Consider the following 26,524-nt stretch of genomic DNA (forward strand, 5'->3'; position numbering starts at 1 on the left):
GGAGGCGCAGGAATTCGCCACACAGTGGCTATGGACCTACAACAACGAACGGCCCAATATGGGCATCGGCGGCATAACGCCCGCACAGAAACTGAAAATGGCCGCGTGATTTCTACTGCTGAGCCCCGTTAAGAATGGGGGGATTACCCATGAAGACGACAAGATGGTCGCCGGAAGAGAAAAGAACCCCGACCGGGCCGGGATCTCGCCATTGCGCTCGCTCTTCTGCTCGTCAGCAGCTACGTCATAACCGGCAGCTTTGGCATCATGTTCAATCAGAAGGCTTTGGATCCGATCTGCGCCTATATCCGCCCTTATTTGTGCGGACAGAGGCAGCACGGGCTTTATGCCTGTCGTTCGGAGCTAGATCACTCAAGAGCGGTTCAGTTTTTTGCGGAAGTGCAGAACCGTCCCGAGCTTTGCCCTTGCGCCATTCCTGGGAAAACTGCTTCGCACTTTACTGGCGTTGCTCTAGCTGACGTCACAGCGACGCCTAGTTGATCCGCTTACGGGCGGCCCGGAATCGCATTTACGAAACGCTGCATCACCAAATGGCACGCCTGAGCCGAGGTTCTGATCATCTCCAGATCCGCATCGAGGTGATGGCGGAGTTGGCCGGGTTCGATGAGTTCGAAACCGAGAGCACTCGCAATTCCGGGGGAGCGTTCGTCGACCTTGACGAGAAAACTCCATTTGTTCTGACTCAACATATGAAGATGCGCATGGAGGCGACTACCCACATGCAAGTCCACTTGCCCGTAAAATGCCAGGAGCCTGTCAACGTCGTCGGCCAGGAGGATCTCGTACCCAAGCTGTCGAGCGAGTTGGCGCAGGTGGCGAGGCGTCTTCGCCTTTTGGCTGCCCAAACGCATCCCGAACCGGTCGGCCAACGGCTCAAAGACAGATGGAGGATCAAAATTCTGATGGAACACCAAAACCCGCCTCTTTTCCGGAAATAACTCGGCCACCTCTTTTAAAACCGGAATCTCTCTATCCCAGAAATCACCGCGATCTGTAATCGTTACCGCGATGGTTGACAGGTTGCGCTCGAACTTAGAGCCGTCCAATAGAGGGCGGTCCATGACAACTGGGCAGCAGGTCATCAGCGTCTGTTCACGCAATGCCGGCAACGCCGTGTCCAGAAGCCCCTTCGTCAGCGGACAGCGCCAACTTGAGTATTCAATTCGTTCGTGGATGATCGACAAGATCTCACTAGCGTTGTCTGTGAACCCTTCGTTGAAACCCGCTTCTCCGTGCAGACCGATACCGAAGGGTATGAACACCAGGTTTGACTTGCGCAGCGTGCTTGCCTTCATTTTGGCGATCGGCGCGAAGTCATCCTTGAGCTGGTTGGCTCCGGCGAGAATCACATAGCGATGCGACTGCAACCGCGCAAAATCCTCATCGACGAGGGGCGTTCTGGGAGAAAACATCGCTGACTGAGAGAACCTGCCAACCTGCCGCTCAATCGCACGCAAGATGAAGCCGTCACCATAATTGACCTTCTTTTGATGACGAATGGAAGGCGGAACCAGAAATGGAGTAAGAACTGCGGACATCAAGAATTGCGCCTACTTCCGGCCAGCGTAAACCGCATATGGATTAGGGTGGGTGCGCACGATCACCTTTTCAACCACCTCACTATAGTTTTCAAAGAACACTTCTTCGAGGCACTGCGGCGAAAACCGGTAGAAATCAGCATTGTATCGAATGCCGTGTCTCGCGAAAGTGCGTGTGGTATTGTCGCTATCGTCGGGAAGGGTCATGTAAATCGGCACCCCTATGATGGCGAGTCCACCCGGCTTCAGTACCCGCAAAAACTCCCCCGTGCTTTTCCAAAAGTATTTGTCGTGCTCAAGCGAAGACGAGGACAGAATGCAATCGAATGTGTTCTCGCTGTACTCCAATTCGTTCGAATTACCCAACACCATCTCACACTGTTCAAGCTCCGGCGAAGTTTTCTCAAAGCCCAAGTTCAGCGCAATTTTGCGAGCACCATCAAATGCATCCATCGACAATAGAGTATATGCACTTGCACCGGCTTCCATAACCGCTGCAACTTTGCGATCCCCTAAATGCTTTTTGACGATATCCTCGAAGACCGCAAACACCTGTGGACTCATAAGTCACCCTTTCTTTATTTGTGCCGCTATATGTCTACCCATGCATCAGAGTATCAATAACAGCTATCCTGCACGGCTCCGGGCAATTGCAAGAAACGTACGCTTCTCTATTGGCTCGAGATAACTATCCAGCGTCTCCCAGCCACACTCGGCCAGCAGAGACAGGAGTTGATCTTGGGAAAGATGGTTTCTCCAGCCAAGTCGGGTCAGCGCTTCCCCGTCATACACGCCGGCATCCGATATGACATGCGAAATGATTAGCCGATCTGCCGATCCAGCCATCTTGACCAAGAAGCCCCTGAGATCATCGATATATTCGCTGACACCGAGGACTGTTATAAAGTCATAATGCCTGGGCAGCTCGTCCCTGTTGAGATCCAGAGCAATGACACGCCGACTCTGAGGAAGAATGTCGTAACCTTGATAGGAAGCTCGGGACAAACGAGAAGCTAGGAGGCGCTCAAGTTTCTCATCCCCGCAGCCAAGATCGGCGACATCTACGCGCTCCGCTTCCCGAGTTTGAATATCTCTCTGAATAAAGGACACGCAGATCTCAGCCCGATTGAGCCACGACGTAGCCTTTTGATCCGACAGGTTATAGCGATTCATGATTGCTCTCTTGACGGCTCCACTCAGAGGTAACAACTCCTCGATATCATCCGTAACTCGTGCCCCGAAGGCGACATTGCGTTTACCCGCCTTCCGAGACAAAGGCTAGCCTTTTTCCCGAGCGGCGCCGCTTCCTTGGAAACCGCCGATAGGAAGCGCAACGCCTACAACCTGTTTAGGAGAGCAAGGATGGGAAGGAATTTGGTCTGGAGTGCGCTTTGGCGCTTTATCCCGGTTCGCTTGAGCACGGACAATCTCTCAAAGGGCCAGCCGCCATGGCGAGCCCGCTGAAAGGCATGGAACGCGGCACGATTTTCGGGAGTAAGGCGATCCTCGAAAGTCGCGATTGCGAGTTCATGGACAGTGTTCCACGCGCGCCATTGCCCCTGGAGGGCCATCCACAACCTTACGATTTGTCCCGAGATACTATTGTTGGCGCCGATCAAGTTGGCGGCGTGCTGACGGTATTTCAACACGGGCTCGGAATCATATCGGACAATCCCGCCGCAGCCCGCGACAACAATGTAGAACCACCAGTCATGGGAAATGAGTCGTGTTTTCGGCAAGGTATTGACCACAAGATCCCGCGCCGCCTGGTTGAACATCATGGTGTTGCCTCCGCCGATGCTCTGGACCAGGGCGTTGCGAAAACTTGGCTCGAGTTTAAACTTGGGTGACAAGCCTACATGGTTGAGGTGCTCATCGACAATTTCAGTCCGAGCGAAATAAACTGCCGGTGTGCCCGCATCGATCCGCCCCAGCCAGTCAATCCCACGTTCGAGTTTTTCCGGGTACCAAATGTCGTCCTGGTCGCTGAACGCATAAACGTCGGCATTCTTGAGCTTCGAAAGATTGCCCAGGAAATTTCCGCAAAAACCGAGATTGACGGGATTTCGTATCAAGCTGAAGCGAGCGTCATTTACGGCCAAAGCTGCCAGCATTTCGACGGTACCATCCGTTGAACCGTCGTCGAAGAACGTGACATGCCAGTCGGTGAGTGTCTGTGCCTCAATGGATGCGATCTGCTCCTGAAGATGGCGCATTCCATTAAAGGTCGCGCAAAGAATGTCTATCAACTCAACATCTCCGAATCTTCAACGGGAAGTGGTAGCAGCGCGTTCACGAGCCATTGGCACGGGGCAATGCCACCTCTTCTGTTGACGGCGTACGTCCGGGCAAGCGCCTCTCCAGCTACCACGCGAACCTACTTGCCATTGCACGACGCCAGTTCCTGCGATGACGCGCTCTCAACGGCTCGGCGTGAAATCGCTGGAAATAACTGTCCGTCTTCCTCGAACATCGTCTCCCCGTGCAAGATAGCCTCTAGGAGAAGAGTTGAACCGGTGCACGTCTCCATGTGATCTTCGTCCGAAAAAAGGCTCCAATCCTCGGCGAATCCAAGCCCCTCACGCTCCAGATCAATGAACGGAATGTGATACTTTTCGGACACCCTCTTCAGATCCTCGACATGCAAATCCAGGCCATACTCTTTCTCGAATTCAAGCGCATCGGATCGCACCGGCGGCTGATAGAAGACGATCTGAATATTGTGTGCTTTCCCCCATATTGCGAAAAGGTCGAATAGCCCATTCCAGGGAAAATTGCTCCTGATATCGGCGAGCCTCTGAATTTTAGGATGTTCGCGCGCAATGGGCGGAAGTGGGTTCGCATTCATCGCGGCAGACAAATCGATCCGCTCACCATTTGGGCGAACCGTCTTGAACCAGGGATCATCGTAAACCGGGATGGAGCCATCAGCGCCGATCAGCCTGCGGTATAAATTCGTCAGACGAAGATCCGATCTATACCGCACAAGGTGAAGCAAATGCGAATCTGGCGATCCTCCATTCGTTTCGTAGTTGATAATTTCCGCTTTGGTCTGCTTTGCCTGATCCAGTTGATCAATGAGAGGCATCAAAGAAAGGAGCAACGGAAAGTATTTCTGATGATCTCTTTCCATGGATAATCCATCGCGGCGCCTCATCAAGACTGGTGCCTCGACATAGATCTTTCGCAAAGTGGGGAATTGAAGCCGTATTATTTCCGCCTGCAAGAGCAGCCCGTATGAGATTTCATTGTAGGAATTCCCGGATCCATTGACGGCATCCGCGAACCCAAAGCGAGCGGGCCTCAGAACCTTTGAACGAGAACTGCCGACGAACGCGGAATGCACGGCCTCCGGGTCCGGCAAGCGTTTGAACAGCGCGACATTGTGTACCAGAAATTGGTTGCCGATTTCGCGTCCGGATATCTTTGTTTCCGGCAGCGACCGAAGCAAGCCCTCTACGCCCTCCGTACTCGTTGCGGCCTGCGACATTTCATAAGCACGAACCGCCCCCTCAACCATGGCTAACGCCAGCACAGACACCACGACGTAAGCGAATACCGTTCTCACCGCTGTTCTCCTAGAACTGGAAATAGATGAATTGCGCGCCGTCTACATAGTAAATGAGTGAAAACACAAACATTGTTGAGAAAACCAAAAGCTGATTCCGAATTGAATAATGGGTTATAGGTTGACCATTTGTGGTTTTATTTGCGATGAAATACAAAATGACAAACATCCCCAGCAATTCAAAGAAAACCCCATCCAGTCTTGTCTGCATGTATCCGGCGCCGAAGCTAAATATATTTGAAACCACCATTAGCGCCTCGGAGAGGGTCGGCGCCCTGAAAAATATCCACGAAAAGAAAACCACAGCCATGGTAAGAATCCACGACATCGGCCCCCATGAGAACACCGCCTTCACGCCCGATGGGAGCCTCACGAGGTGGTAGTACCTGTTCACGCTGAGGGCGAGGCCATGAATTCCCCCCCATATGACGAAATTATAACTGGCTCCGTGCCACAAACCTCCGAGCAACATGGTAATCATTAGATTTCGAGTGATTTTGAAATTGGAAAGATCTCTCGACCCCCCGAGAGGAATATACAAATAGTCGCGAAGCCAATTCGACAGCGTGATGTGCCAGCGGCGCCAAAACTGTTGAATTGATCGCGCCGTGTATGGAGAATTGAAATTCGAGGGCAAGTCATAGCCAAAGAGCTTCGCCGCCCCTAGAGCCATGAGAGAATAGCCCCAGAAGTCGCAGAAAATCTGAACGCCAAATCCGACAACAGCCAGCAGATTGTCGAGGCCGCCATAATTGCCCGGGTTGGCAAATGTCGTATTGACGTAGGGAGCGATACCGTCGGCGATCCCACACTTCAGAGCGAAACCAGTCACAAAAAGATACGCTCCCGTAACAATGAGATCGCTTGAAAGTTTTTGCAGGGTGCCAATTTGCGGCATGAACTGATTAGCGCGGCAAATCGGGCCGGCAATCAGGTGCGGGAAGAACAATACGAATATCGACAGCTTCAGCGGATTTCGTTCCGCGACCATCTTTTTATTGTATAGATCGACAGCATACGAAATCAATTCAAAGACATAAAACGAGATGCCCAGCGGCAGAAGAGCCGGAATCCTGGGGCTCTCTACCGCGATTCCGACTAACTGAAGTCCATCGACCACGTTGTCGACAAAGAAGGAGAGATATTTGAATGAGAATAATATGCCCAGATTTGCCAACACCACCAACCACAGACCCAGACGGCTGTTCCGCGGATAAACCCCGACAGTGATGACCCAATTCAGAATGATGAGGCCAAGCAGCAGAAATACAAATAGAAAACTCCACTGAATATAAAAAACAACACTGGCAATAAATACTATTAGCTGCCGGAGAGGGACAGACTTTGTAGACCAATACGCCAATAATGTAAGAGCCAGAAGGATCCCATAACCTTCAGAATTGAACAGCAAACGTCACCTCTCCGCGATCCAGCTCGTACAACGGGCACCTAGCGACCTGTCGGTCCGTTGTTTCATCACCCATGCCGCAACCTCATGCGGCAGCGGCAAATGTCTATGCCGGCGTGCGCCATAGCGCATGATTGACACCTATGCCAAGCGCCAACTGGTATTCAAAGGATGCCAGGGATGAATTCTCTTTTGGCTGCAGCCGTTATGTCACTGCAGAACCCCTTGCGATCTCGGATAGAGACGAGCGGGACGCAAAGCCTCGACGCAATTTTGCAGGAATTACTCTAGAAGCCAACACTTTACCTTGGCTTCAATCGTTTGCTCCGGCGTTTCACGCATCCGGCGGCAGAACTGGATTCTCATCTTGCCGTCCAGGCCTCGCCAAGGTATGTGCTCAGCAGCACAATTGGCTATATTGCCGGCGTTGGCCGCTGTCACAATCCAGCGATCGAGCCTAATGCAAGGATGTATGCGTTGAATGTAGAACAACTGGAGATCGGGGACGTCAAAAAGATCACTCCCGCCAGGTTCGGTGACTCGAGGGGCTATTTCAGCGAAGTCTTCAAGGATTCCTGGTTCCGCACCAGTGTGGCAGACGTATCTTTCGTGCAGGACAATGAGTCCCTTTCAGCACAGCCGGGAACCGTCCGGGGATTGCATTTTCAGTTGTCTCCCTTTGCGCAAGGCAAACTTGTGCGCTGTCTCCGTGGCACGCTCCTGGATGTGGCCGTCGATATCAGACGTGGCTCTCCGACATATGGGAAGTGGGTCTCCGCAGAACTGTCCCCTGAGAATGGCTCACAGCTTTGGGTGCCAGCTGGATTTGCGCATGGGTTCGTCACTTTGCAGCCTGATACGATCATAAGCTACAAAGTCACAGCTCCCTACAGCGCGGAACATGACCGTGGCGTGCGGTGGAACGACGCCGAGATCGGGATCGAGTGGCCACAGATGGATGCCTACGTTCTTTCTGAAAAGGACAATAAGCAGCCACTGCTTTCCGAACTCCCCGAATATTTTCAATTTTCGTAAAACGGAGGGCCTCATGCGTGTTCTTGTAACGGGTGGCGCTGGCTTCATCGGTTCGGCATTGGTGCGCTATCTCGTCAGCGAGATCGGCGCCGAAGTGCTCAATATCGACAAGCTGACCTATGCCGGCAATCTTGCCTCGCTGAAAGCGATCGAGAATGCTCCGAACTACAGGTTCCTCAAAGCCGACATTTGCGACAGAAGCGCGGTCAGCAGCGCTTTCGAGGAGTTTCGTCCCGATTATGTCATGCATCTGGCGGCGGAAAGCCACGTTGACCGCTCGATCACCGGCGCGGCGGATTTTATCGAAACGAATATAAACGGCACCTTCAGCATGCTGGAGGCGGCGCGGCAATATTGGCAAGGTCTTCCGGCGGACGAAAAGGCAGCATTCAAGATGCTGCACGTGTCTACCGACGAAGTCTATGGTTCCCTCGGCGAAGACGGGCTGTTTGCCGAGGCGACACCTTACGATCCGTCCTCTCCCTACTCCGCATCCAAGGCAGCAAGCGATCACCTCGCGACGGCGTGGGAAAGGACTTACGGGCTGCCCGTGATCATTTCCAACTGTTCGAACAATTACGGTCCTTTCCATTTCCCGGAAAAGCTCATTCCCCTCATCATATTGAACGCGCTGGAACGGAAGCCGTTGCCCGTCTATGGAAGCGGCTCCAACATTCGCGATTGGCTCTATGTCGACGACCACGCACGAGCGCTTTGGCTGATCGTGCAACGGGGCCGCCCCGGCGAAAAATACAATGTCGGCGGGCGCAACGAGCGACGAAACATCGAGGTTGTCGAGCGCGTGTGTGCGATCATGGATGAAATCCGGCCAGGAACCGAGCGGCATAGCGATCTTATAAGCTATGTTGCCGATCGGCCGGGCCACGATGCACGCTATGCTATCGACGCCACCAAGCTCGAGACCGAACTCGGCTGGAAAGCACTGGAGAATTTCGACAGCGGTATTCGCAAGACCGTCGAGTGGTATCTGGAAAACGCTTGGTGGTGGCAGCCGCTGCGTGAGCGTGTGTATTCCGGTGAACGCCTCGGCGTGTTGAAAAAGGTGTGAGATGCGCATCGCGGTAACAGGCAAGAGCGGCCAGGTCACGTCTGCGTTGCAAGCGCTGAACGTGGGAGCTATCGAGGTCATCGCCATCGGGAGGCCCGAGCTGGATTTGCTCGAGCCGTCGACGGTGCGTGAAACCATTGCGAAGCTCAAACCTGACGTCGTCGTCTCGTCGGCCGCCTACACTGCCGTTGACAAAGCCGAAAGCGATGAGGCGGCGGCTTTCGCCATCAATCGAGACGGCGCAAGGGCCATCGCCGCAGCGGCTGCCGAGCTGTCCCTTCCCGTCATCCACCTCTCGACCGATTATGTTTTCGATGGCGACAAGCCCGAAAGCTATGTCGAGAGCGACCCGGTCGGGCCGGTATCCGTCTATGGCAGATCGAAGCTCGAGGGCGAATTTGCGGTCGCCGCCGCGAATGAAAACCATGTCATCCTGCGGACAGCCTGGGTCTATTCAACGTTTGGCCACAACTTCGTGAAAACCATGCTCAGGCTTGCGGAGACGCGGGAAGAGTTGAGCGTTGTGAGCGATCAACTGGGTTGCCCGACCTCAGCCAACGACATAGCCGAGGCTATCGTCAAAATAGCAGGCAGGCTAGCAAGTGACTCCAGTCCGGACTTGCGTGGGGTTTTTCATTTGGCCGGCAGCGGCGAAACGAGCTGGGCTGGGTTTGCACGATATGTAATGTCAGTTCTTGAGGAAAAGACTGGCAGGCGCGTCACCGTCAAGGACATCGCCACCGCTGACTACCCCACAGCCGCGAAACGGCCAGCTAATTCCAGATTGTGCTGCGATAAGTTGAAGGGCCGTTATGGCGTGAGCATGCCGGAGTGGCGGATGTCAGCGCGAGATGCTGTGACAAAGCTCTTGGAAGAGCCGAAGGAGGCCGTATGAAGGGTATAGTGCTTGCGGGGGGGAGCGGCAGTCGCCTGCACCCGATGACTCATTCGGTCTCGAAGCAGTTGCTTCCGATCTATGATAAACCAATGATCTACTACCCGCTGACGACCTTGATGCTGGCTGGCATACGGGAAGTTTTGATCATCTCCACTCCACACGATATGCCGCTCTTTCAGCGTTTGCTGGGTGATGGCAGTGAATGGGGCATGTCTCTGAGCTATGCTGTCCAGCCAAGTCCCGATGGACTGGCCCAGGCCTATATCATCGGCGCAGACTTCGTGGCGGGCGGGCCATCCTGCCTTATCCTCGGAGACAATATCTACTTCGGCCACGGCCTTCCGGAACTCCTCGAAGAGGGTGTGTCCAAGGGTGATGGCGCGACGGTATTTGCCTATCATGTGCACGATCCCGAACGTTACGGTGTCGTCGAATTCGGCAGCGACATGACTGCCATTTCGATTGAAGAAAAGCCGGCGAGGCCCAAATCGCACTGGGCTGTCACCGGCCTATATTTTTACGATGCAGACGTCGTTGATATCGCAGCCAATCTAAAACCATCGCCACGCGGCGAATACGAGATCACCGATGTCAACAAGATCTACCTGGAGCGGGGGAAGCTGCGTGTCTCGATGATGGGCCGGGGATATGCCTGGCTCGATACCGGCACGCCCGAAAGTCTGCTCGAGGCCGGCGAGTTCGTCCGCACGCTTGAAAAACGCCAGGGCTTCAAAATCGCCTGCCCGGAGGAAATTGCGCTGGCGAAAGGCTTCATCACGAAGGAGCACTTCGCCCAGATTGCCGCCAAAGCGGGCAAAGGCGATTATGGCCAATATTTGCGTGGTCTGGTGGAATAATAGCTGCGATTCGGCAGAATATAGAGGTCAGGCTGAAAGCCTCCTCCTGACGTCCTCTCCCAATTCCTTCATGCGGTCGGCCGGAATGCGGCCGATCAGCATGAAGGCGTGCGTCTCGTTCGACCAGTAGATCACGTTCAGGCCCTTGCGGCTTTCGAGGTCCGGCGCCTTGCTGCCGGCATCCGATTTGACGATGCACAGCGCCATCGGGCCGGTTTCGGGATCGAGATAGGCGATCTGGGCGAGCGGCTTGCCATCATATTGCAGCATCAGTGCGCGTTTGAAATCGATGCCCGGGAGCGACACGGCTTCGGGGGAGAGCGACAGGCCGAGTTTTTCGTCGAGCGAGCCGAGCTGGGCGGCCTGGACGCCTCTCTCGGGTACGGGGCCGGCTAGTGTTTCCGGGGTATAGAGTGAGATATAATCGGCGACCACGGCGCGCCATTCGCTGTTTTCGTCCTTTGCCGAAAAGCTCCTGCCGATGCCGATGACGGCGCGGTCGATCGCGATGCCGGCGACGAGCGAGGCGGCGAGCGCGCCGAGGAAGCGGCGGCGGCCGGCGAAGGCCGCCGTAGCATTGGATTTTGTGCTTGGCTCCGCCGGGATGGCGGCGAGCATCGTCTCCAGTTTCTGGCGCGGGGCTTCGGCGAGCAGCGGGGCGAACGCTTGCTTGAAGGGCAGGCTGGCGCGCGCCAGAAATTCCAGCCGTTCGGCGGTGCTCTCGTCTTCGTTCACAATGGCTTCAATGCGCGCAGCCTCTTCGGGCGTCAGTTCACCGTCGATGAAGGCGGTCAGGTCCTCGTCGGAGGGAATGGTGTGCTTCGTGTTCATTGCCGTCCCCCTTCCGATCCGGCGCCGGAGAGCTTGGCGCGGGCAGCCGCCAGCCGGCTCATCACGGTTCCGATCGGGATATCCAATATGCCTGCAACCTCGCGATAGGAAAGTCCTTCCACATAGGCGAGGAAAATCACCGTCCTCTGCGCCTCAGGCAGCGCATACACCTGTTTCAGCACCTGACCCGCCATCACATGCGTTTCGGTGTCGTGCGCACCGTCGAAGGTCAGCGTCTCCCCGGCATCGACGAAACCCTGGCCCTGGCGCACCCGGCGAGAGCGGATCTCGTTCAGCCAGATCGAATGCAGGATCGAAAACAGCCAGCGGTCGAGCCGGGTTCCGGGGATGAACTGATCGGCGCGCTCCAGCGCGCGAAGGCAGGTCGCCTGCACCAGGTCGTCGGCGACATCGCGCTGATGCGAGAGAACGAGACCATAACGCCAGAGCCTTGCCAGATTTTCCGTCAGGCCGCTCCTGATATCCGCTTCGCTCGCGATGGCTGCCTCCGCCAATCCTGCATCCCTCGAAACCGCCGGATGAACCGGCGATTCCATTCTCGCGCGACTATAGGCAGGAAAATGGGTGCGCGCGACCGACATTCTTACATCCCTTTCGTGCTTCCATTTTCCCGCCCCGTGGCCTGCTGATCAGATCTTCGAGGGATCGAGGATTGCAGCGTTCAGATCCTGATATTCCTCGCAGCCGGTGCCGCAGATCGCCTTGATTGACTTCAGCTGGTCTTTGGCGAGATCGAGCTGACCCTTGATGACATAGGCTTCACCGAGATATTCGCGGACCTTGGCGTATTGCGGATCCATCTTCACCGACTGCAGATAATAGGAGATGCCCTCGTCGGTGCGGCCGAGCTTGCGGGTGGCATAACCACGATAATTCAGCACTTCGGCGGTGTTCTGATCCTTGACCGTGTCGAGCACGGCAAGCGCCTCCTCATAACGACCGGCCTTGGCCAGCGAATAGGCATAGTCGGCGCGGTTCTCGTCGGAGACGTTGGCGCTCTGCTGCTTGACGCATTTCTTGGTCTTCTGGTCGTAGATCTCGCCCTTCTTGCAGGTGGGCGTCGTGCTGCTATCATTGCCAACCGCAAAAACCGGGCCGGAGACAACGGAAGCGGCAAGGCAGCCGCCGAGAATGATGGAAGCGATGCGGGCTGTCATGATCGTCATGGGGAAACTCCTCGAAAGTGACGTTGCGACGAGAGAACACCGCTGCATCCAGCTTTATTCGGCTGCTGCTTGCATTTCTTTCTTCACCCTTTCGTGAAGCTTCAGAGCTGAATAATTTGGGCGTCTGCGTGTTTTCCTTCGTTCCGCCGGAGGGACAAGGAGAATTCTGTGACCGATACCGTCAAACTCGTCAGCCTCGCCGTTGCGACACCCGAACATGTCATTTTCCAAAAACAGGCGGTCGAAGCCTCGGCCCGGTTGTTTGCCGACCGCTTCGAGGATTTCCGCCATCTTGCCCGCGTCTTCGATAGCGCCGGCATCGAAAAGCGCCATGCGGCGCGGCCGCTTGCCTGGTTCGACGAGCCGCATGGCTGGCAGGACAGGATGCAGGCCTTTGCCGAGGTGGCAGGCGGGCTTTTCGTCGAGGCTGCCACCTCTGCCCTTCGTCAGGCAGGGCTTGAGGCCAGCGATGTCGACTGTGTCGTGACCGTCTCCTCCACCGGTTTTACGACACCGAGCCTTGATGCGCAGCATAGCCGCAGGATGGGTTTCAGAGCCGATATCGAACGCGTGCCGGTCTTCGGGCTCGGCTGTGCCGCCGGCGTATCAGGCTTTGCGATCGCCTCGCGGCTGGCGCGAAGCCGGCCGGGCACTGTTGTGCTTTTCGTCTCGATCGAGCTTTGCACGCTCGCCTTCCGGCTGGACGAGCTGACGCGGCCGAACATCATTGCGACGGCGCTTTTCGGCGACGGCGCTGCCGCCTGCGTGCTGCGATCAGGCGGAGACGGACTGGCGGAAGTTGAGTCGACCGGCGAGCATCTCTTTCCCGACACGCTCGATATCATGGGCTGGAAGATCGATGACGGCGGCTTCGGTATCGTGCTGGCGCAATCGCTGCCGCCGTTTGCCGAAAAGGAGCTCGGCCCGGCGATAACGGCCATTCTGGCGCGAAACGGGCTGAGGGTGGAGGATATCGACCGCTTCATCTGCCATCCCGGCGGCATGAAGGTGCTGGCCGCGATGGAGAGCGCGCTTTCGATGGTGCCGGGCACGTTGGATCACGAGCGCACCGTGCTGGCCGAATACGGCAACATGTCCTCGCCAACCATCCTGTTCGTGCTGGAGCGGGCAATCCGCGCCGGATTGCCTGCGCGCTCCGCGATGATCGCCATGGGGCCCGGCTTTTCGGCCAGCTGCGTGACGCTCAGGAGGGCGGCATGATGTGGCCGTCGATCGCGCTTTTGACATTCGCGACGCTGCAGCGGCTGGCGGAACTCGCGCTCGCCCGGCGCAACACGGCGGCGCTTCTCGCCAGGGGCGCCAGAGAGGTTGCGCCGGAGCACTATCCCATCATGGTGGCGCTGCATGCAGGCTGGATCATTGGTCTCTGGCTGCTTGCACCGGGCAGGCCGGTCGCGCTCTTCTGGTTTCTCGTGTTCATGGGGCTGCAGGCGCTGCGGCTCTGGGTGCTGGCGACGCTGAAAGGCCGCTGGACGACGCGCATCATCATCCTGCCCGGCGCGCCACTCGTCAGATCCGGGCCCTATCGCTTCCTCCGCCATCCGAACTATGCGATCGTCGTCGGCGAGATCGCCGTCCTTCCCCTCGCCTTCGGCCTGCCGCTTTACGCGATCGTCTTTTCCCTTCTCAACGCGCTTATCCTCCATGTCCGCGTGAGGGCTGAAAATGCCGCACTGAAAAGCGCAATGATTTTGAAATGAATGCGATTTTCCGTTTGCGTCGCGGTATCGGCACGGGCATTTTCACCCCGATAAACAAAGTGGAATGCAGGGGAAATGACGAAGAACGCAATCGTGCTCGGCGCCGGCATCGTCGGGGTTTCCACGGCCATCCATCTTCAGCGGCGCGGCCGGCAGGTGACGCTGATCGACCGCAAGGATCCGGGCAACGAAACCTCCTTCGGCAATGCCGGCCTGATCCAGCGCGAAGGTGTCGCGCCTTACGGCTTTCCCCAGCAGCTCGGGCTTTTGCTGCGTTATGCGCTGAATAACCGCATCGACGCGCACTATCACCTGCGCACGCTGCCGAGCCAGCTCGCCTTTCTCGCCCGCTACTGGTGGAATTCCAATGCGCGCCGCCACGCCATCATCACCCGGGCCTATGCGCCGCTGATCGCAAATTCGGTTGTCGAACACAAGGATCTGATCGAGGCGTCGCAGGCCGAAGGGCTGATCCGTAAGGACGGCTGGATGAAGATTTTCCGCACTGAAGCCAAGCGCGACGGGGCTCTTGCGGAGGCAGCACTTTGGCAGAATGAATTCGGCGTGGAGTATGACAGTCTGACGCCGGCCGATATCGCCCGCATGGAACCGCATATGACCGGCGATTTCGCCGGCGGTATCCACTGGCGCGATCCCTGGTCGGTGCTCGACCCGCATGCGCTGACATCGGCCTATCGCCGCTATTTCGAAAGCCTCGGTGGCAAGTTCGTCACGGGTGACGCCGCCTCGCTCGGTCAGTTCGGCTCCGGCTGGAAGATCATGACCAGGGAAGGTCCGCTCGAAGCAGAGGATGCGGTGATGGCGCTCGGCCCCTGGGCGGCCGTTGCAACGCGCCGGCTCGGCTATTCCTTCCCGCTCGGCGTCAAGCGCGGCTATCACATGCACTATGCCGCCGAGGGCAATGCCGTGCTCAACAACTGGACGCTCGATGCCGAACGCGGCTATCTCCTTGCGCCGATGCGCCGCGGCATCCGCCTGACGACAGGGGCGGAGTTTGCAACGCTCGACGCACCGAAGACGCCGGTTCAGCTCGACCGGGCCGAAGCCGTGGCGCGCACGATCTTTCCGCTCGGAGGCAGGCTCGATCCCGAACCTTGGATGGGGGCGCGCCCCTGCACGCCCGACATGATGCCTGTTATCGGCAAGGCGACGCGCCATCCGGGCCTCTGGTTTGCCTTCGGCCATGCCCATCACGGGTTGACGCTCGGGCCGGTGACCGGCCGCGTGCTTGCCGAACTCATCACCGGCGAGACGCCGTTCATCGATATCGCGGCCTATTCGCCGCAGCGTTTCAACCCGTAACGCCGAGCGCTGCGAGGCCTTCGAGCGCCGTTGCCGCGATGCCGTCGATCGTATCGTCGATATCGACAGTGACGACGCCCGGCTCGCCTGTGGGCACCTCAAGCGTCGCCAACTGGCTGTCGAGCAGCGAGACCGGCATGAAATGTCCCTTGCGCTCGCCCATACGCTTCATCAGCAACGCCCTGGAACCTTCGAGATAGACGAAGAACAGATTGCCACCGGCAGCAGCCCGCAGCCTGTCGCGATAGATGCGCTTCAGCGCCGAGCAGGAGACGATGATGCCCTCGCTTTTCTCCAGCGAGGCCTTCATGTCTTCGCCGATCCGGTCGAGCCAGGGCATTCGGTCCTCATCGGTCAGCGGAATGCCCTTCGACATCTTTTCGACATTGGCGGCCGGATGAAGCGCATCACCTTCGACGAAGACCAGGTGCAGGGCTTCGGCGAGTTTCGCGCCGACGGAGGATTTGCCGCAGCCGCTGACCCCCATGACGATGATCGCATGAGGCCTGTTCATCTGCTCATCCGGCATGTTTACTCCTCGGGCTTATCTTCCCGCTCAATCGAGCGGGAAATGACAGGCATATTGATGTGTGCCTTCCCCAGTTAATTCGGGAGAAACCTGGCGGCAATGGTCCTGCGCCTTCCAGCAGCGCGGATTGAAGTGGCAACCCGACGGCGGCTTCAACGGCGAAGGCAGTTCGCCCTGCAGGCGAATGCGGGTCTTTTCGCGATCGGGATCGGCGATCGGCGTCGCCGACAGCAAGGCTGCCGTATAGGGATGGCGCGGCCTGGCGAAGACCTCGGCGGCGGGACCGGTTTCCACGGGACGGCCGAGATACATTACCATCACCTCGTCGGCGATATGATGGACGACGGACAGGCCGTGCGAGATGAAGAGATAGGCAAGCCCCATCTCCTTCTGCAGGTCCATCAAGAGGTTCAGCACCTGCGCCTGGATCGAAAGGTCGAGCGCCGAAACCGGTTCGTCGAGCACCAGTACCTTCGGCCGCAGCATCAGGGCGCGGGCAATGGCGATGCGCTGGCGCTGGCCGCCTGAGAACATATGGGGATAACGGCCATAATGCTCCGAACGCAGGCCGACGCGGGCCATCATCTCCTCCACCTTGCGGCGGCGGGCGGCGGCGTTGAGATCGGTGTTGATCTTCAGCGGCTCTTCGAGGATCGAACCGACCTTCTGGCGCGGGTTGAGTGAGCCGTAGGGGTTCTGGAAGACGATCTGCACCTGGCTGCGCAGGCTGCGGTCACCGACATGGGCCGGCTTGCCGTCGATCAGCAACTGCCCTGATGTCGGATCCTCGATCATGGTGACCAGGCGGGCGAGCGTTGACTTGCCGCAACCGGATTCGCCGACGACGGCGAGCGTCTTGCCGGAATGCAGGCTGAAGCTGACGCCGTTCAGCGCCTTGACGGTGGCATCGGCTTTGAAGAGGCCGCGGTTGACGGTGTAAAAGCGGGCGAGATCCCTGCCCTCGAGAACGGCGTCCGTCATACGAGGTCTCCTGCAGTTTCAACGGCCATGATGCCGGGATGCCCGAGCGGCTTGCCGTCCTTCAAAGGATAGTTGCAGAGCGCCAGTCCGAGCTCCGGCCCCTGGCGGACAACGCCGCGCTCGCATTCGACCGTGGCGAAGCCACAGCGCGGCGCAAAGAGACAGCCCGTCGGGCGACCATGCTGGCCGGGAACGACACCGGCGATCGAGGGAAGACGCTGGCCGACTTTGGCGCGTTCCGGCAGAGCGGCGAGCAGGGCTGCGGTATAGGGATGATGCGGATCGCGGAACAGCGCCCTCACCGGCTGCTCCTCGACCTTCTGGCCGGCATATTGCACCTGCACACGTTCGGCGGTTTCGGCAACGACGCCCATGTCGTGGGTGATCAGCACCAGCGCCATGCCCTGCTCCTTCTGCAGGCGAACGAGCAGATCGAGGATCTGTGCCTGGATCGTCACGTCGAGCGCGGTCGTCGGCTCGTCGGCGATGAGCAGCTTCGGATTGCAGGCGAGCGCCATGGCGATCATCACGCGCTGGCTCATTCCTCCGGACATCTGATGCGGGAAGTTCGACAGGCGCTCTTCCGGCGCCGGAATGCCGACGAGGTTGAGCAGTTCGATCGAACGTTGGCGGCGCTCCGTGCGGTTGAGGCCCATATGGAAGCGCAGGGTCTCGCCGAGTTGGAAGCCGACCGTGAAACACGGGTTGAGGCTGGACATCGGCTCCTGGAAGATCATCGCCATATCCTTGCCGACGATCCTGCGGCGCTGGCGGGCGGAGATGCCGCGCAGATCCTTGCCGTCGAACTGCATGCGGTCGGCGGTGATCTTCGCCGTCCAGGGCAAAAGCCCCATCAGCGCCAGCATGGCAACGGATTTACCCGAGCCGGATTCGCCGACGACCGAGAGGATCTCGCCCTTGTCGCAGACAAGCGATACGCCATCGACGGCGCGGAAGAGACCGGAAGAGGTCTGGAATTCGACAGTCAGATTTTCAATCTCGAGGAGTGGCATCACGACCTCTTCAGTTTGGGATCGAGCGCGTCGCGCAGGCCGTCGCCCATCAGATTGATGGCGAGAACGGTGATGAGGATGGCAAGACCCGGAAACGTCACCACCCACCAGGCGCGCGAAATGAACTCACGGGATTCGGCCAGCATCGTCCCCCATTCGGGTGTCGGCGGCTGGGCGCCCATGCCGAGAAAGCCGAGGGCGGCGGCATCGAGAATCGCCGCCGAGAAGGCGAGCGTCGCCTGAACGATCAGAGGGCCTAGACAGTTCGGTAGGATCGTCTTGAACATCAAACGGAAGGTGCCGGCCCCGGCGACACGCGAGGCAATCACATATTCCTTCTCACGCTCTGAGATGACCGAGGCGCGCGTCAGCCGCACGAAATGCGGCTGGTTGACCAGCGAAATCGCGATCATCGCATTGGTAAGCCCTGGCCCGAGCACGGCCACCAGCACCAGAGCCAGCAGCAGCGACGGGAAGGCCAGGATGATATCCATCAGGCGCATGATCGCGGTATCGATCTTGCCGCGGAAAAATCCGGCGACGAGGCCGATCAGCACGCCTGAAATGACCGAAAGCGTGACGACGACGACGCCGATGAACAGCGAAAACCGCGCGCCGTAGATCAGGCGCGAAAGGATATCGCGGCCGACGGCATCCGTTCCAAGCGGGAAGGAAGCGCTGCCGCCCTCCATCCAGAACGGCACGGCCAGCAGTACCGCACGGTTCTGCTCGTTCGGCTGATGTGGCGCAAAGAGCGGCGCGAGGACTGCGACGACCAGAATGATGATGAAAACCACCAGGCCGATGACGGCGCCCTTGTTGCGGGAGAAATAATGCCAGAACTCCGCAAGAGCGGATGGTTGGCCGGTTTTGACGGTGACCGTGCTCATGGACCGCTCCTAGTGACGAATGCGCGGATTGATGAAGCCGTAGAGAACATCAACAATCAGATTGACCAGCATGATGACGCCGGCGATCAGCAGAAGACCGCCCTGGACCACGGCGTAGTCGCGCTTGAAGACCGAATCGACCATCCATTTGCCGATGCCCGGCCAGGAGAAAATCGTCTCTGTGAGGATGGCGCCGGCAAGAAGGACGCCGATCTGCAGACCAATCGTGGTGATGACCGGGATCATCGCATTGCGCAACGCGTGCACGCCGACGACGCGCAACGGCTTCAGGCCCTTCGAGCGCGCCGTGCGGACATAATCCTCGCCCAGAACCTCGAGCATCGCCGAACGCGTCTGGCGGGCGATAACCGCGAGCGGGATGGTCGCCAGCACGATGGTCGGCAGAATGAGGTAGCTGACCGCCGAGGCGAAGGCGCCCTTTTGGCCCGACAGCAGGCTGTCGATCAGCATGAAGCCGGTGACCGGCTTGAAGAAATACATCAGCGAGATGCGGCCGGAAACCGGTGTCCAGCCGAGATAGCCGGAGAAGAAGATGATAAGCAGCAAGCCCCACCAGAAGATCGGCATGGAATAACCGATGAGGGCAACACCCATCACGCTCTGATCGAACCACGTGCCTCGCTTGACGGCCGCAAAGACGCCGGCGGGCACGCCAAGACAGACCGCGATGATGATGGCACAGAGCGAAAGTTCCAGCGTTGCCGGGAACAACGTGAAGAACTCACCGAGAACGGGCCGCTTGGTGACGATCGAGGTGCCGAGATCGCCGTGCAACACTTTTACGATATAATCGAAATATTGCACATATATGGGCCGGTCGAAGCCGAGATCGTGCATGATCTGGGCGTGACGTTCCGGCGCCATGACACGTTCCCCCGACAGAAGCATGACCGGATCACCGGGAATCAGGCGGATGAACGAGAAGGCAATGAGTGAAACGCCGAGAAACGTCGGGATCAGCACCGCGAGGCGGCCGATGAAAAAACGCAACATAGCAGGTTTTCCAATAGTTTCCGGCGGTCAGGGGAACCTGACCGCCGGCCGCACCCGGCGTTGACCGGGTAGTTTACAGATTTTTTATTATTCGGAAATGTCCACGCCGTCGAAACGGTGGATGCCGAGCGGATCCATGAAGAAGCCCGAGACCTTCTTGCTCATCGGAACAAAGACCAACGAGTGGTCAAGCGTATTCCAGGGAGCTTCCTTCTTGAAGATCAGCTGCGCCTGCTCATAAGCCTTGGTGCGCTCGGCGACGTCGGCCGTCTGCTTGGCCTTCGTCATCAGATCGTCGAATTCCTTGTTGCACCACTGAGCGCGGTTGTTGCCGCCGACAGCGTCGCAGCCAAGCAACGTATCCATGAAATTGTCTGGATCGCCGTTGTCGCCGGTCCAGCCGAGGATGACGGCACCGTCGCGATTCTTGTCGGACGAGAGCTTCAGATATTCGGCCCATTCATGGGTGACGATTTCCGCATCGACGCCGACCTTGGCCAAGTCGGCCTGCATCAATTCGGCGGCGCGACGCGCGTTCAACATGTACGGACGCGAAACCGGCATCGCCCAGATCTTCATCTTCAGATCCTTGACGCCGGCATCTGCCAGCATCTTCTTCGACGCATCGGGATCGTACTTGTCGTCTACGACGGCGTCGTTATAGGACCACATCGTCGGCGGGATCGGGTTCTTGGCAACGGCCGCGGCACCCTGGAAGACGGCATCGACGATCGCCTGCTTGTTGATCGCCATGTTCAGCGCCTTGCGGACTTCGGCCTTGTCGAATGGAGCAATCAAGGTGTTGTAAGCGAGATACGAAACGTTCAGGCCGGCCTGCTCAAGCACGGTCAGGTTCTCGTCCTTCTTAAGTTCGGCGACGTCAGCCGCATTCGGATAAGGAATGAGGTGGCATTCGCCGGCCTTCAGCTTCTGGGCGCGCACGGCGGCGTCAGAGGTGATGGCGAAAACCAGATCGTCGATCTTTTCCTTGCCCTTGAAATAGGTTTCGTTGGCCTTGTAGCGGATGACGGCATCCGGCTGGTAGGCGACGAAGGTGAACGGGCCAGTGCCGAGCGGCTGCTGGTTCATCTGCGCCATCTTGCCGTCGGCGGCGAGCTTGTCGGCATATTCCTTGGAGACGATCGAGGCGAAGTCCATGGCGAGGTCGGCGAGGAACGGCGCTTCGGGATGGTTGAGCGTGAACTTGACGGTGAGGTCGTCGACCTTCTCGACCGACTTGATCAGCTCCGGGAAGCCCATGCCGGCAGCATATTCGTAAGAGCCGCCTTCGACATACTTGTTCCACGGATTGTCAGCCTTGAGCTGGCGCTCGAAGGAGAAGATGACGTCGTCGGCATTGAAGTCACGCGTCGGCGTGAAGAAGTCGGTGTTCTGGTACTTGACGCCCGGATGCAGCTTGAAGGTGTACTCCTTGCCGTCGGCCGAAACGCTCCAGCTGTCGGCCAGGCCCGGCTCGATCTCGGTGCCGCCATGCTTGAATTCGACGAGACGGCTATAGACCGTGCGCGACGACGCGTCGAAGGTCGTGCCTGCCGTATAGAGGCTCGGGTCGAAGCCTTCCGGCGAGCCCTCGGAGCAATAAACAAGGGTCTTGGACCAGGCCGACGTCGCCATGACGGAAATCAAGGCCGTCGCTGCCAGGAGGACAGAGATCTTTTTCATAATATTGTTTCCCGGTTGTTCTTTTTTGATGTTTGGAGATCGTAGAATGGCATCACGATCGACGGTTGATGGAACGATATTTATCTACTGAAAGCAACGGGCTACGCAGAAAAATTTTCCAGCTGGACAATTTTAGAAATTTTCAGTCAAAAATCAGCCGCATTTGGAAATATTCAGACAAAAGAGACCGGAATTTTGTCGCATTTGGTATAAAAGCGCGCCCATCGCGACATGCAACCGGCATTTCCCAGCATTTTTGAGGCCGATGAGACGCCCGCAAAAACAAAAACCGCGGTTGCCGGGGCAACCGCGGTTCAGAAGCATATTCTGCTCTTTAATTCAGGCGGCGGGGGCAACGATCGCGGGTTTGCGATATGCCGGCTCGCCGGTAATTCCGAGAAGGAAATTGATCTGCGGACGCGCCTTGACGAGGTCGTCGATGGAATATTCCGACAGCACGGCGAAGAAGGCGTTGAGCGCCTTGCGCAGCGCCGAATTCAAACCGCAACTGTCGACCAGCGGGCATTCGACCTCACCGTCATCCTCGAAGCATTCGGCCATGGCGAAACTGTCTTCCGTCACCCGAACGACGTCGAAAAGACTAATGTCGGCGGCCGGCTTGCCCAAGCGCACGCCGCCATTGCGACCGCGCACGGTTTCGACCAGACCCGCCTTGTTCAGCGGCTGAAGGATCTTGAAAAGAAAGAGCTCGGAAACGCCATAGGCCTTGGCGATTTCCGGAATCCGGCTCAAGTGGCCGTCATTGGCAGCACAATACATCAACATGCGAACCGCATAGTTCGTCTGCTTCGTCAACCGCATGCCATTCTCCTGACTCGTCTGTTCAGACCTATATAGGCGGTTTGCTAGTTTTGAACAATTCCAAAATATGAAATTCGCATTCAGCTTATGAGGCCATTTGCCGCGACGTCAATCCCGCTCCAGGATCCCGATGTCATCCAGGATGGCCCGCCCGCGCTCGGGCGTGCCTTGCGCATCAATTTGACCTCGGCACTGGGGGAATAGGAGATGGCGAGCAGACTCAGGACATCCTCGACGCCGGACCGATATCGCCGGCAATCAGCATGACGAGGAAAAATTCGGGAGCCAAAAGGCCCCCGAATTGCAGATTTCAGATCGGAACGTCGTGACGATCACTTCATCGTCGGCATGACGAATTCAGCGCCGCTCTTGATGCCCGAGGGCCAGCGGGCAGTGACGGTCTTGGTCTTCGTCCAGAACTTGATCGAATCCGTGCCATGCTGGTTGAGGTCGCCGAAGCTCGAGGCCTTCCAGCCGCCGAAGGAGTGATAGGCGAGCGGAACCGGGATCGGAACGTTGATGCCGATCATGCCGATATTGATGCGCGATGCGAAATCGCGGGCGGCATCGCCGTCACGGGTGTAGATGGCGACACCGTTGCCATATTCGTGCTTCATCGGCAGCGACAGCGCATCCTCGTAGTTCGCGGCGCGAACGACGGAAAGGACAGGTCCGAAGATCTCGGTCTTGTAGATATCCATCTCGGGCGTGACATGATCGAACAGGCAGCCGCCGACGAAATAGCCGTCTTCATAACCCTGGAGCTTGAAATCGCGGCCGTCGACGACGAGTTTGGCACCTTCCTCGATGCCGCGGTCGATCAGGCCGCGAACACGGGTATAGGCTTCCTTGGTGACCAGCGGGCCCATGTCGGCCTTGTCGTCGGTATAGGGGCCAATGCGCAGGGACTCGATCTTCGGCGTCAGCTTCTCGACGAGGCGGTTGGCGGTCTCCTCGCCGACCGGAACGGCAACCGAGATCGCCATGCAGCGCTCGCCGGCCGAACCGTAGCCTGCGCCCATCAGCGCGTTGACGGCCTGATCCAGGTCTGCATCCGGCATGATGATCATGTGGTTCTTGGCGCCGCCGAAGCACTGGGCGCGCTTGCCGTTCATCGCCGCGGTGCCATAGACGTAGCGGGCGATCGGCGTCGAGCCGACGAAGGAGACGGCGCCGATATCGGGATCGGTGAGGATCGCGTCGACCGCACCCTTGTCGCCGTTGACGACGTTGAGGATGCCGGCGGGCAGACCGGCCTCGATCATCAGTTCGGCTAGGCGGATCGGCAGGGAGGGATCACGCTCGGATGGCTTCAGGATAAAGGCGTTGCCGCAGGCGATCGCCGGCGCAAACATCCACATCGGGATCATGCCGGGGAAATTGAAGGGGGTGATGCCGGCGCCGATGCCGACCGGCTGGCGGATCGAATACATGTCGATCGCCGGCCCGGCGCCCTCGGTGAACTCGCCCTTGGCGAGATGGGGAATGCCGCAGACGAATTCGCAGACTTCGAGGCCGCGAATGACGTCGCCCTTGGCATCCTCGATCGTCTTGCCGTGCTCCTTGGAGAGGATTTCGGCAAGTTCGTCCATGTGCTTGTTCAGGAGTTCGACGAATTTGAAGAAGACGCGGGCGCGGCGCTGCGGATTGGTGGCAGCCCATTTCGGCTGCGCAGCCTTGGCGTTTTCGACGGCGGCGCGCAGTTCGTCGACGCTTGCGAGTGCGACGGTCGCCTGCACTTCGCCTGTCGCCGGATTGTAAACATTGCTCACGCGGCCGCTGGTGCCGGCAACCTGCTTGCCGCCGATGAAATGACCGATCTCACGCATGGGTGTTCCTCCTGTTTTTCGATGACCGACAATCGCACTTCAATTTGCACAAATCAATGCGCTGATATAAGCAACCGTTGTGCGCAAATTATAGCCCTATCGTCGCATCAGGCGCTGCGGCTGCTTCCAAACTTGGCCCTGCACGCCAACAAGTCAAACGCCGACAAGTCAACCCCTGGGGGAGGTCAAACCGATGAGCCGGAAACCCATCGTCAGAATGGCGGAACTGGAGATCGATCCGGACACGCTTGAAACCTATCGCGCCTTGCTCACGGAAGAAATCGAAGCATCCCTAGCGCTGGAAGACGGTGTCCTTTCCCTGAGCGCTGTTTCCATCAGGGACAGCCCAAACCGAATCCGTATCCTTGAAGTCTACGCCGACCAAGAAGCATACGAGGCCCATCTGCGGACACCACATTTCCTCAAGTACAAGAACCAGACGGCGCAGATGGTCACATCGCTGACGCTTGTCGAGGTCGATCCGATCGCAATGCGTGCCAAGCCATGAACTGGGACGATGTTCGGATTTTCCTTGCCGTCGCCCGCACCGGGCAGATCCTTGCCGCCTCGAAGCGGCTGGGGCTCAATCACGCCACGCTCTCACGTCGACTGACTTCGCTGGAAGTGGCGCTGAAGACGCGGCTTTTCATCCGTCGCACAAACGGCTGCGAGCTGACGGCCGAAGGAGAAATGTTCCTGGCATCCGCGGAGCGGATGGAAACGGAAATGCTCGCAGCACAGGCCAGCCTCGGCCATACAGATACGGCAATTGCCGGGACTGTGCGCGTCGGCGCGCCTGATGGGTTCGGCGTTTCCTTTCTTGCGCCGCGCATGGGCAGACTGATCGAGCGCCATCCGGAGCTGAAGATCCAGCTCGTGCCGGTGCCGCGCTCTTTCTCGCTGTCGCAGCGCGAGGCGGATATCGCCATCACGCTGGAGCGGCCCGAACAAGGCCGGCTCGTCTCCTCCAAGCTCACCGACTACACGCTCGGTCTCTATGCCTCACGCGACTACCTCGCCTCCCGGGGCACGCCAGGCGATATCGACGCGCTGAAGGCGCATCCGCGCATCGGTTACGTCGAAGACCTGATCTTCACCGCCTCGCTGAATTTCTCCGGCGAGGTGATGCGGAGTTGGGATGCAAGCTTCGAAATTTCGACGGCGATCGGGCAGACGGAAGCGGTGCGATCAGGCGCCGGGATCGGCATCCTGCACGATTATATCGCCCGGCAGTATCCGGAACTCCAGCGCATCCTGCCGGAGGTTTCGATCCGCCGCGCTTACTGGACGACCTATCACGAAACGGCGCGCGACCTCATGCGCGTCAGGAGCGTCGCCGATTTTCTGCAGGAACTCGTCAGCGCCGAACGGCACATCTTTCTTTAAGCTTCCAAGCGTGTTTTGCCGGTTCGTCGTTTTCGTCGGGATTGGGAACCGGCGCCTCGTCAGGCAGCCGGTCAGGCTCCGGCTCCTTGATCGGAGGCACCGGCTTCCAGCCGGGCCCGGGCATTGGCGGCTGATCGGGAATGGGTTCGTTGGGCACGGACATGACCGCCTCCCTTTGATGATTTCAATTTACGCGATGTTCGGGGCTATTTGTCCGGCTTCAGCGATTCGGCAGCGCGCATCGGCATGCTGTCGATAATGGCGAAGAGCTCGCCATCGGTAATCGGCTCGCTGGCCTTGAGCTTCACGGTGCCGTCCTTGCCGAGAAGGAAAGCGGCGAATTCGCCGACCTCCGGCGCCTCGAGATCGCGGCGGATCGCTTCGCCGTCGAGGCCGTCAGCTGCACCGAAGAGTGGTCGAACGCCGGCACCCGAAATCTTCAGCACGACCAGGTTACGCTCATCGAGCGCCGAGCGATCGGCCAGCAGGTGATTTTCCTGCCGGGCGGCGCGGGAATTATCCCTGTCGGCAAAAACAACGAAGACGCGGTTCTTCCACTGAAACTGGGCGAGACTTTCGGCAGGCGCATAAGCGCTGTTAGTCTCGTCGATCTTCGTCGCACCGTAGAGAAGAGTTTTCGACATGCGTATTCTCCCGTCAACTGGAGAACGGCCCGAGACGGCGCGGGTTCCATCGAAACGTCAGGGAACCGTATTTTTGGTTTCACTTCCCAAATTCATCAGTGAGATCCGTTTAAATGCCATTCACACCGATGCCACGGCCACGACTGACAGCCCGCTGGCGCCGTTCCGAGATGATCTGTTCGCTGCTTTCCATGCGCACCGTCCGCTGCAGGACCTTCAACCTGTCCTGCATCGCCTCGAAGGCGCTGCGCTGCGCTTGTGGCACACGGTTGATGAG

General features: G+C 58.2%; 29 protein-coding genes and 1 pseudogene. 11 read left to right on the forward strand and 19 right to left on the reverse strand.

The genetic code is table 11. From position 1 onward, the window contains the following. Window positions 1–177 precede the first annotated feature (177 nt). A pseudogene (locus tag AC1D2N_RS34710) lies at window positions 178–367 on the forward strand (O-antigen ligase family protein); the annotation flags it as partial. 139 nt (window positions 368–506) lie between these two features. Here AC1D2N_RS34710 and AC1D2N_RS34715 read toward each other — a convergent pair. The 6 genes from AC1D2N_RS34715 to AC1D2N_RS34740 all read right to left on the reverse strand — a co-directional run bounded on the left by AC1D2N_RS34715 (window position 507) and on the right by AC1D2N_RS34740 (window position 6,538). After that, window positions 507–1,559, reverse strand: coding sequence for a polysaccharide pyruvyl transferase family protein (locus tag AC1D2N_RS34715; RefSeq protein WP_028734750.1), 1,053 nt, complete (start codon window positions 1,557–1,559; stop codon window positions 507–509). A 12-nt stretch (window positions 1,560–1,571) separates the two neighbouring features. Next, entirely contained in the window at window positions 1,572–2,123 is a 552-nt protein-coding gene (locus tag AC1D2N_RS34720; protein ID WP_028734749.1) for a class I SAM-dependent methyltransferase, read from the reverse strand. A gap of 63 nt (window positions 2,124–2,186) precedes the next feature. After that, window positions 2,187–2,732, reverse strand: a complete 546-nt coding sequence (locus AC1D2N_RS34725) for a methyltransferase domain-containing protein (RefSeq protein WP_130651756.1) — start codon at window positions 2,730–2,732, stop codon at window positions 2,187–2,189. Window positions 2,733–2,896: 164 nt separating this feature from the next. Further along, on the reverse strand, window positions 2,897–3,808 hold the full coding sequence (locus AC1D2N_RS34730; RefSeq protein WP_028734747.1) for a glycosyltransferase family 2 protein: 912 nt from the start codon (window positions 3,806–3,808) through the stop codon (window positions 2,897–2,899). A 128-nt stretch (window positions 3,809–3,936) separates the two neighbouring features. After that, on the reverse strand, window positions 3,937–5,127 hold the full coding sequence (locus tag AC1D2N_RS34735) for a hypothetical protein (protein WP_130651755.1): 1,191 nt from the start codon (window positions 5,125–5,127) through the stop codon (window positions 3,937–3,939). Between the two features lie 10 nt (window positions 5,128–5,137). Continuing rightward, window positions 5,138–6,538, reverse strand: coding sequence for an MBOAT family O-acyltransferase (locus AC1D2N_RS34740; protein WP_130651754.1), 1,401 nt, complete (start codon window positions 6,536–6,538; stop codon window positions 5,138–5,140). 465 nt (window positions 6,539–7,003) lie between these two features. On the opposite strand from AC1D2N_RS34740, the gene rfbC reads away from it, so the two are divergent. The 4 genes from rfbC to rfbA are packed head-to-tail and all read left to right on the forward strand — an operon-like array spanning window position 7,004 to window position 10,394. Beyond that, window positions 7,004–7,570, forward strand: a complete 567-nt coding sequence (gene rfbC, locus AC1D2N_RS34745; RefSeq protein WP_028734745.1) for a dTDP-4-dehydrorhamnose 3,5-epimerase — start codon at window positions 7,004–7,006, stop codon at window positions 7,568–7,570. 13 nt (window positions 7,571–7,583) lie between these two features. Next, window positions 7,584–8,639: a dTDP-glucose 4,6-dehydratase gene (gene rfbB, locus AC1D2N_RS34750; protein ID WP_130651753.1), complete on the forward strand. Its 1,056-nt coding sequence runs from the start codon at window positions 7,584–7,586 to the stop codon at window positions 8,637–8,639. A 1-nt stretch (window position 8,640) separates the two neighbouring features. Beyond that, window positions 8,641–9,534 carry a dTDP-4-dehydrorhamnose reductase gene (gene rfbD / locus AC1D2N_RS34755; protein ID WP_130651752.1) on the forward strand — a complete coding sequence of 298 codons (894 nt, stop codon included), beginning with the start codon at window positions 8,641–8,643 and terminating at the stop codon, window positions 9,532–9,534. Further along, window positions 9,531–10,394, forward strand: coding sequence for a glucose-1-phosphate thymidylyltransferase RfbA (gene rfbA, locus AC1D2N_RS34760; RefSeq protein WP_028734742.1), 864 nt, complete (start codon window positions 9,531–9,533; stop codon window positions 10,392–10,394). The genes rfbD and rfbA overlap by 4 nt, the downstream gene beginning before the upstream one ends. 27 nt (window positions 10,395–10,421) lie before the next feature. Here rfbA and AC1D2N_RS34765 read toward each other — a convergent pair whose 3' ends face one another. Genes AC1D2N_RS34765 through AC1D2N_RS34775 form a run of 3 tightly spaced genes read right to left on the reverse strand, consistent with a single transcriptional unit; the run spans window position 10,422 to window position 12,412 of the window. Next, a complete protein-coding gene (locus AC1D2N_RS34765; RefSeq protein WP_115157039.1) occupies window positions 10,422–11,225 on the reverse strand; it encodes an anti-sigma factor family protein in 804 nt (267 codons plus the stop codon). Next, complete coding sequence (locus AC1D2N_RS34770; protein ID WP_028734740.1) at window positions 11,222–11,827, reverse strand: RNA polymerase sigma factor; 606 nt, start codon at window positions 11,825–11,827, stop codon at window positions 11,222–11,224. The genes AC1D2N_RS34765 and AC1D2N_RS34770 overlap by 4 nt, the downstream gene beginning before the upstream one ends. Window positions 11,828–11,875: 48 nt before the next feature. Then, window positions 11,876–12,412, reverse strand: a complete 537-nt coding sequence (locus tag AC1D2N_RS34775) for a tetratricopeptide repeat protein (RefSeq protein WP_028734739.1) — start codon at window positions 12,410–12,412, stop codon at window positions 11,876–11,878. A gap of 168 nt (window positions 12,413–12,580) precedes the next feature. Here AC1D2N_RS34775 and AC1D2N_RS34780 point away from each other — a divergent pair, with 168 nt between their 5' ends. The 3 genes from AC1D2N_RS34780 (at window position 12,581) to AC1D2N_RS34790 (ending at window position 15,456) form a co-directional block, all read left to right on the forward strand. Next, the gene (locus tag AC1D2N_RS34780; RefSeq protein WP_130651751.1) at window positions 12,581–13,633 is read left to right on the forward strand and encodes a type III polyketide synthase; all 1,053 of its coding nucleotides are present in this window, start codon (window positions 12,581–12,583) and stop codon (window positions 13,631–13,633) included. Then, complete coding sequence (locus tag AC1D2N_RS34785; RefSeq protein WP_130651750.1) at window positions 13,630–14,133, forward strand: isoprenylcysteine carboxyl methyltransferase family protein; 504 nt, start codon at window positions 13,630–13,632, stop codon at window positions 14,131–14,133. The genes AC1D2N_RS34780 and AC1D2N_RS34785 overlap by 4 nt, the downstream gene beginning before the upstream one ends. Before the next feature lie 75 nt (window positions 14,134–14,208). Beyond that, complete coding sequence (locus AC1D2N_RS34790; protein ID WP_130651749.1) at window positions 14,209–15,456, forward strand: NAD(P)/FAD-dependent oxidoreductase; 1,248 nt, start codon at window positions 14,209–14,211, stop codon at window positions 15,454–15,456. Here the strand turns inward: AC1D2N_RS34790 and AC1D2N_RS34795 are convergent. The 8 genes from AC1D2N_RS34795 to AC1D2N_RS34830 form a co-directional block, all read right to left on the reverse strand. Continuing rightward, a complete protein-coding gene (locus AC1D2N_RS34795; protein WP_130651748.1) occupies window positions 15,446–15,985 on the reverse strand; it encodes a gluconokinase in 540 nt (179 codons plus the stop codon). The genes AC1D2N_RS34790 and AC1D2N_RS34795 overlap by 11 nt on opposite strands. Window positions 15,986–16,012: 27 nt before the next feature. After that, window positions 16,013–16,966: a peptide ABC transporter ATP-binding protein gene (locus AC1D2N_RS34800; RefSeq protein ID WP_018445768.1), complete on the reverse strand. Its 954-nt coding sequence runs from the start codon at window positions 16,964–16,966 to the stop codon at window positions 16,013–16,015. Next, complete coding sequence (locus AC1D2N_RS34805; protein WP_028734734.1) at window positions 16,963–17,979, reverse strand: ABC transporter ATP-binding protein; 1,017 nt, start codon at window positions 17,977–17,979, stop codon at window positions 16,963–16,965. The genes AC1D2N_RS34800 and AC1D2N_RS34805 overlap by 4 nt, the downstream gene beginning before the upstream one ends. Then, window positions 17,979–18,869, reverse strand: a complete 891-nt coding sequence (locus AC1D2N_RS34810) for an ABC transporter permease subunit (RefSeq protein WP_028734733.1) — start codon at window positions 18,867–18,869, stop codon at window positions 17,979–17,981. Before AC1D2N_RS34810 ends, AC1D2N_RS34805 begins: the two co-directional genes overlap by 1 nt. A gap of 9 nt (window positions 18,870–18,878) precedes the next feature. Continuing rightward, entirely contained in the window at window positions 18,879–19,883 is a 1,005-nt protein-coding gene (locus tag AC1D2N_RS34815; protein ID WP_018244875.1) for an ABC transporter permease subunit, read from the reverse strand. 87 nt (window positions 19,884–19,970) lie between these two features. Further along, the gene (locus tag AC1D2N_RS34820) at window positions 19,971–21,566 is read right to left on the reverse strand and encodes an ABC transporter substrate-binding protein (RefSeq protein WP_130651747.1); all 1,596 of its coding nucleotides are present in this window, start codon (window positions 21,564–21,566) and stop codon (window positions 19,971–19,973) included. Window positions 21,567–21,905: 339 nt separating this feature from the next. Next, a complete protein-coding gene (gene rirA, locus AC1D2N_RS34825) occupies window positions 21,906–22,388 on the reverse strand; it encodes an iron-responsive transcriptional regulator RirA (RefSeq protein ID WP_018244873.1) in 483 nt (160 codons plus the stop codon). 332 nt (window positions 22,389–22,720) lie between these two features. Then, window positions 22,721–24,217, reverse strand: coding sequence for a CoA-acylating methylmalonate-semialdehyde dehydrogenase (locus AC1D2N_RS34830; RefSeq protein WP_028734732.1), 1,497 nt, complete (start codon window positions 24,215–24,217; stop codon window positions 22,721–22,723). Between the two features lie 193 nt (window positions 24,218–24,410). On the opposite strand from AC1D2N_RS34830, the gene AC1D2N_RS34835 reads away from it, so the two are divergent. Continuing rightward, window positions 24,411–24,725, forward strand: a complete 315-nt coding sequence (locus tag AC1D2N_RS34835; protein ID WP_018244870.1) for a putative quinol monooxygenase — start codon at window positions 24,411–24,413, stop codon at window positions 24,723–24,725. Next, on the forward strand, window positions 24,722–25,603 hold the full coding sequence (locus AC1D2N_RS34840) for a LysR family transcriptional regulator (protein ID WP_130651746.1): 882 nt from the start codon (window positions 24,722–24,724) through the stop codon (window positions 25,601–25,603). Before AC1D2N_RS34835 ends, AC1D2N_RS34840 begins: the two co-directional genes overlap by 4 nt. Here the strand turns inward: AC1D2N_RS34840 and AC1D2N_RS34845 are convergent. Both AC1D2N_RS34845 and AC1D2N_RS34850 read right to left on the reverse strand, forming a co-directional pair. Then, complete coding sequence (locus AC1D2N_RS34845; protein ID WP_018244868.1) at window positions 25,575–25,766, reverse strand: hypothetical protein; 192 nt, start codon at window positions 25,764–25,766, stop codon at window positions 25,575–25,577. The two genes, AC1D2N_RS34840 and AC1D2N_RS34845, sit on opposite strands and share 29 nt — an antisense overlap. A gap of 43 nt (window positions 25,767–25,809) precedes the next feature. Further along, the gene (locus AC1D2N_RS34850) at window positions 25,810–26,247 is read right to left on the reverse strand and encodes a DUF4174 domain-containing protein (RefSeq protein ID WP_028734730.1); all 438 of its coding nucleotides are present in this window, start codon (window positions 26,245–26,247) and stop codon (window positions 25,810–25,812) included. Between AC1D2N_RS34850 and AC1D2N_RS34855 the strand changes: the two genes are divergently transcribed. Further along, the coding region (locus tag AC1D2N_RS34855; protein WP_477982903.1) for a hypothetical protein at window positions 26,246–26,524 on the forward strand (279 nt) is incomplete at its 3' end. The genes AC1D2N_RS34850 and AC1D2N_RS34855 overlap by 2 nt on opposite strands.

This window comes from Rhizobium sp. P1_B8 (assembly GCF_056406515.1).

Coding starts and splice junctions, on each gene's coding strand:
- AC1D2N_RS34715 (WP_028734750.1), bottom strand. CDS start 1,559: ATGTCCGCAGTTCTTACTCCATTTCTGGTTCCGCCTTCCATTCGTCAT.
- AC1D2N_RS34720 (WP_028734749.1), bottom strand. CDS start 2,123: ATGAGTCCACAGGTGTTTGCGGTCTTCGAGGATATCGTCAAAAAGCAT.
- AC1D2N_RS34725 (WP_130651756.1), bottom strand. CDS start 2,732: ATGAATCGCTATAACCTGTCGGATCAAAAGGCTACGTCGTGGCTCAAT.
- rfbC (WP_028734745.1), top strand. CDS start 7,004: ATGTATGCGTTGAATGTAGAACAACTGGAGATCGGGGACGTCAAAAAG.
- rfbB (WP_130651753.1), top strand. CDS start 7,584: ATGCGTGTTCTTGTAACGGGTGGCGCTGGCTTCATCGGTTCGGCATTG.
- rfbD (WP_130651752.1), top strand. CDS start 8,641: ATGCGCATCGCGGTAACAGGCAAGAGCGGCCAGGTCACGTCTGCGTTG.
- rfbA (WP_028734742.1), top strand. CDS start 9,531: ATGAAGGGTATAGTGCTTGCGGGGGGGAGCGGCAGTCGCCTGCACCCG.
- AC1D2N_RS34765 (WP_115157039.1), bottom strand. CDS start 11,225: ATGAACACGAAGCACACCATTCCCTCCGACGAGGACCTGACCGCCTTC.
- AC1D2N_RS34770 (WP_028734740.1), bottom strand. CDS start 11,827: ATGTCGGTCGCGCGCACCCATTTTCCTGCCTATAGTCGCGCGAGAATG.
- AC1D2N_RS34775 (WP_028734739.1), bottom strand. CDS start 12,412: ATGACGATCATGACAGCCCGCATCGCTTCCATCATTCTCGGCGGCTGC.
- AC1D2N_RS34785 (WP_130651750.1), top strand. CDS start 13,630: ATGATGTGGCCGTCGATCGCGCTTTTGACATTCGCGACGCTGCAGCGG.
- AC1D2N_RS34790 (WP_130651749.1), top strand. CDS start 14,209: ATGACGAAGAACGCAATCGTGCTCGGCGCCGGCATCGTCGGGGTTTCC.
- AC1D2N_RS34795 (WP_130651748.1), bottom strand. CDS start 15,985: ATGCCGGATGAGCAGATGAACAGGCCTCATGCGATCATCGTCATGGGG.
- AC1D2N_RS34800 (WP_018445768.1), bottom strand. CDS start 16,966: ATGACGGACGCCGTTCTCGAGGGCAGGGATCTCGCCCGCTTTTACACC.
- AC1D2N_RS34805 (WP_028734734.1), bottom strand. CDS start 17,979: ATGCCACTCCTCGAGATTGAAAATCTGACTGTCGAATTCCAGACCTCT.
- AC1D2N_RS34810 (WP_028734733.1), bottom strand. CDS start 18,869: ATGAGCACGGTCACCGTCAAAACCGGCCAACCATCCGCTCTTGCGGAG.
- AC1D2N_RS34815 (WP_018244875.1), bottom strand. CDS start 19,883: ATGTTGCGTTTTTTCATCGGCCGCCTCGCGGTGCTGATCCCGACGTTT.
- AC1D2N_RS34820 (WP_130651747.1), bottom strand. CDS start 21,566: ATGAAAAAGATCTCTGTCCTCCTGGCAGCGACGGCCTTGATTTCCGTC.
- rirA (WP_018244873.1), bottom strand. CDS start 22,388: ATGCGGTTGACGAAGCAGACGAACTATGCGGTTCGCATGTTGATGTAT.
- AC1D2N_RS34830 (WP_028734732.1), bottom strand. CDS start 24,217: ATGCGTGAGATCGGTCATTTCATCGGCGGCAAGCAGGTTGCCGGCACC.
- AC1D2N_RS34835 (WP_018244870.1), top strand. CDS start 24,411: ATGAGCCGGAAACCCATCGTCAGAATGGCGGAACTGGAGATCGATCCG.
- AC1D2N_RS34840 (WP_130651746.1), top strand. CDS start 24,722: ATGAACTGGGACGATGTTCGGATTTTCCTTGCCGTCGCCCGCACCGGG.
- AC1D2N_RS34845 (WP_018244868.1), bottom strand. CDS start 25,766: ATGTCCGTGCCCAACGAACCCATTCCCGATCAGCCGCCAATGCCCGGG.
- AC1D2N_RS34850 (WP_028734730.1), bottom strand. CDS start 26,247: ATGTCGAAAACTCTTCTCTACGGTGCGACGAAGATCGACGAGACTAAC.